The sequence below is a fragment of the Blautia sp. HCP3S3_D9 genome (assembly GCF_052063845.1).
In the GTDB taxonomy this organism is placed as follows: Bacteria; Bacillota; Clostridia; order Lachnospirales; family Lachnospiraceae; genus Blautia_A.
Genome location: NZ_JBQHWS010000205.1, coordinates 1 through 3,996, shown reverse-complemented (window position 1 = coordinate 3,996; position 3,996 = coordinate 1). Strand labels below are relative to the sequence as shown.

The following is a 3,996-nucleotide window of genomic DNA, read 5'->3' as shown; positions in this document are numbered from 1 at the left end:
TTACAGGCATTTAAGGAAGATGCAAAATCACTCTCCGATAGGAAAATGGAAATTGAAGAACCGCAAGTCACAACCACTACAAAAGTTTTGCAGACAACACTTTCGCCTGATGCATCCGATATTCCTGTACCGTTCATTTTCATAAAATCAGATCTCCGACTTGTGATAGATTTACAGACCTGTATCAAAGCACAGCAGAGTGAAGCCTATGCTCAAAAAGTAAAACTCTCCAATTTGAAACAGATGGCTCAGACGGTTGCCTATATTCAGGAACATGGATATGACTCTCTTGAAGATTTCCATACGGCACTTGACCAGGCATCTGATCAGACCAGTGCCGCCAGAAAATCTTTAAAGGATACAGAACAGCAGCTTAAAGATGTGAATGAACAGATTCATTTTACCGGACAGTACCTTGCATACAAAAACGTATATTCTGACTACCGTAAGAGCCACAATAAGGATAAATTCTACGAAGAACACCGGGCAGAGCTTTCCCTTTATGATACAGCTCTCCGAACACTGAAAGAAAAATCTGGTGGAAATAAGCTGCCTTCCATGAAAGCCCTATATGCTGAAAAAGACCGGCTTATTGAATTGCAAGATTTACAACGGGAAGATTTTTCTAACCGCCGGGATTATGAACGGGAACTTCGTACCGTTTCCGCTAATATTGATATGATCCTTGGGAAGAATCACGAGCAGGAACAGCAGCTTGAGAAAGAGCAGAATTTATAATTGCTTCCAAAAAAATAGCACAAAATCTTTTTTGAGATAATGTGCTATTTTTTCAATACTTTTTTACTATAATAAATCTTTTTCTTTAATCATTTTCTCATATTCATCAATCGCCTGCGTCAAATTACTACAAGAGCGTTCAATCTCAGTTGCTAAATTAGAATATGCACCAACAGAAGAGACATGTGAATACAACTCATTAACAATTTCTCTCAAATCTTTAATGTTCTTTTCATATAAATTCATAGAATGCTTCCTCCTTTTTACAACTTTGGTTTTTATCATAACATTTTCCCCAATATCATTCAACATTACGAACCGATTTTTTTATTTTTCTAACACTGGCATAACTATCATCTGCCAGCCCCAATGACTCCATTTTCTGCACAATTTCTCTTTGTGACTGTTTCCCTATATTTGAAAAACTCTGAATCCAGTTAGGCAATCTCAATGCATCCAGCAAATCACCTACAGTATCCACATCGTGTCTCTTTAGTGCATTATATATTCGTGTATTAAATTTCAGAAATGAGATTGGCTCTTCTAAAATGTTCTCTGGCAAATCTGGATGTAATCTTTTAGCATTTTCTATACTTCGTTCTCTTTGCACAATTAAATTTCTATTGTAATTCTCAAGCCCTTCCACAACATATATTACATACTGCGGTTTTGCCAAGTATTTTACTCCCATCAAAATCATTCTATGAACTCTATCCGCTTCCAAATCCATTCTTTCAGCAATTTTCTTTTCTGAAAGTCTTTCTTTGTATCTAAGTCGAATCACAGTTTCATATTCCTCTGGAAAACATGACAGAGCAAACTCTAATCCTGCTTCCTGATCTGGTAACAATTTCAGAATCCTGTTATCCTTTAATTCCTTACTCCTCTGCACAACTGCATCCCACAGATTTTCTGGATACTCATATTTTTTCTTACTCATATATGTTACCTCCAAAATCATTTTCTACTAATCATGCATGGCAACATATAAAAGGTCATAAAATTTATAAAAAATTATTTTCTTCTTTGCATTTCCATACTTGAAGTAGAGCGTTTTTTCTTATTCACTTGCGTTGAACTATTTTTTCTATCAATAAAAGCATCTGCAATTTCAATAAGTACAAGTACCATCACTGAAGTTCTCCCTCCAAAGGCTAAATCTCCTATAAGAATAAACTCTTTCCTGGTGAACGCCAATATAAGTGATAACACCAAAAAAGTTATTTTCATAAAGAAAGCCATGTTCTGTGCATCTTTACTCTTTGATATTGAAAATTTATAGTAAACAAGACCCATAAACATAGCCGTCAATAATATGAATAGATTTCGTAGCATAATATATTTTCTCCTCCGTAAAATTAAACTAATTGCCGCCTCTATCATATATTATAAGCACTGATTTCTTTTTTTCAACAAAAATGGCCCTGCCACATAAGTAGCAAGACCACTTCCATTGAAAATTACTTCTTCTTCCTTTCCATCTCTTCTTCCACTGCTCTTTGTTGCTGTGGTTGTCCTTTGCCCTGACTGGCTATCTCTTGCTGATGCTTACGAAGCCGTTTCAACACAGATCTCCGGGGAGCATTTTTATCTTTTTTCTTTGGAGTATTGTTCATCAGTCCGTCGATCATGTTGTAGTTGGCTTCTTCTGCCATCTCCGCACTGCGAAGATATTCTCCGTTGTCCATGACCTTCTGCCAGTTTGCCAGCTCTGGTTTCTTTTTCTGCTGTTCTGGTGACTGCTGTATCTGATTAGACTGCATTTGCGATTGCACATGCTGTTGTCTTTGCTGTTCCTGTGCTTTTGCTGCCTGTTGCTGCATAAAGTTCTGAGTGTTCCGTCTTGCTTCTTCATCAAAACCATTATAACAGTCATTCATAACTACAGCACCATCTTCACTGAGAATCACATAGGCGGCTCTTGTCCCATACTCTTCATGTTCCATCAGGAACCATTTCTTCTCATTCATCAAAATATAATCCTGGGCAAGCCATGTCCCTTTCTTTCCTTCGATTTCATATCCTGTTGTATCAATAGAAAGTCTGGTATCAGAGGAACTTTTGATTGTGAGAAATTCTGGAACGATGATGAATCCGTCTTTATTAATATAGTAAGCTGTGGTTTTTCCCTCGTCCGTGATTACCAGAACATCGCTGCATCCGATGGAATGACCTTTGAAATTCTTCGGTCGTTGTTTCTGCAGGCGTATTTTTATATCCGCCGGAGTTTCCCCCGGCTGGATTCTTCCAATGTACACCTGCTGATAGTTCTCAATGCTGACGCTCTTTCCTTCGCTTCTCAGCTTTTCATAAGAACGGAAACGAACATCCCGGTACTCTGGTGTTTCTTTTACCTGATATACTGCACACTGACTTGTACTCATTCCTCGTCCTCCTCTTCCAGTTCCGCTTTATAATCTTCCAGATCCATAAGAAAAATCTCATAGCCTTCATCGCTCATGCAGAACAGCTTTCTTATGGTATTGCAGACAAGCCCGATCATATCCGCATCCCCTTTCAGAAATGGAATAATATTGTCGATGGCTTCCATCGTATCATTTCGGTTGCCTTTATCAAACATTGCGGTCACTAAACATTCGTCTGTATCAAAGTTCATTACCAGATCCATCATAATTCTACATCCCCCTTCTTATGTGCTTTGGATTTTTCTGCTTCTTTATTTTTTTGTTCCTGTGCTTTTGCCCTTGCCTGAAACTCTTTCAACGACTGCAGCACAGATTTTTTCAGTTCTCCTTTTTCGCCCTTTACAGGCTCTTTCTTTTGCGTCTGGTTCGGTTCTACTGATACGGATTCTTTCTTGACTGGTGCTTCTGGAACTTCCTGTTTCACTTTCACAGTCTGTTCCGCTTCCTGCACTTTTCCATGTTTCTCATTCAGATACTTTTCCATATCATTGATTGCTTTCTGTACCAATGGACTTTCCTTATAATGAGGAATCATATCTATCAGTTCCCTGTCTACTCTGTCCCAACACATCAGTTCGTACTCTCCAGAATAATCTTTATCCCCGTCCTGCAGGTCAAAACCAATCCCTTTGCCTCCATGTAGTCGATCTGCCGGAATACTTTCATAAATCTTAATCGCTTCTTCCAGAGTAAGATTATTATGGTATTCTCCCATGACCGGAAACTCCATACACTCTGCTACATAAAAAGTAATCGTAGCTTCTGGTTGCTCCTGTTCTGGTTGTCTGGTAAAGATAGAAAGGGTTTCTGCATTTTCCAGGCGGGAAAGTAA

5 protein-coding genes and 2 pseudogenes are annotated in these 3,996 nt (G+C 38.4%); 1 reads left to right on the top strand and 6 read right to left on the bottom strand.

The features are described from left to right. Positions 1 to 738, top strand: a pseudogene (locus ACTNES_RS19885) (relaxase/mobilization nuclease domain-containing protein); the annotation flags it as partial. Positions 739 to 804: 66 nt separating this feature from the next. Here ACTNES_RS19885 and ACTNES_RS19880 read toward each other — a convergent pair. From ACTNES_RS19880 to ACTNES_RS19855, 6 genes and pseudogenes are all read right to left on the bottom strand, one after another. Next, positions 805 to 984 carry a hypothetical protein gene (locus tag ACTNES_RS19880; protein ID WP_118618564.1) on the bottom strand — a complete coding sequence of 60 codons (180 nt, stop codon included), beginning with the start codon at positions 982 to 984 and terminating at the stop codon, positions 805 to 807. Between the two features lie 55 nt (positions 985 to 1,039). Then, positions 1,040 to 1,678 (bottom strand): DNA-directed RNA polymerase subunit alpha C-terminal domain-containing protein, encoded by a 639-nt coding sequence (locus tag ACTNES_RS19875; RefSeq protein ID WP_441040476.1) that lies wholly within the window; start codon positions 1,676 to 1,678, stop codon positions 1,040 to 1,042. Between the two features lie 74 nt (positions 1,679 to 1,752). Next, the gene (locus ACTNES_RS19870) at positions 1,753 to 2,073 is read right to left on the bottom strand and encodes a hypothetical protein (protein WP_118618568.1); all 321 of its coding nucleotides are present in this window, start codon (positions 2,071 to 2,073) and stop codon (positions 1,753 to 1,755) included. A 125-nt stretch (positions 2,074 to 2,198) separates the two neighbouring features. After that, positions 2,199 to 3,122: a YodL domain-containing protein gene (locus ACTNES_RS19865; RefSeq protein ID WP_441040475.1), complete on the bottom strand. Its 924-nt coding sequence runs from the start codon at positions 3,120 to 3,122 to the stop codon at positions 2,199 to 2,201. After that, positions 3,119 to 3,370: a transposon-transfer assisting family protein gene (locus tag ACTNES_RS19860; protein ID WP_055052940.1), complete on the bottom strand. Its 252-nt coding sequence runs from the start codon at positions 3,368 to 3,370 to the stop codon at positions 3,119 to 3,121. Before ACTNES_RS19860 ends, ACTNES_RS19865 begins: the two co-directional genes overlap by 4 nt. Further along, positions 3,367 to 3,996, bottom strand: a pseudogene (locus tag ACTNES_RS19855) (DUF3849 domain-containing protein); the annotation flags it as partial. The pseudogene ACTNES_RS19855 and the gene ACTNES_RS19860, both read right to left, overlap by 4 nt.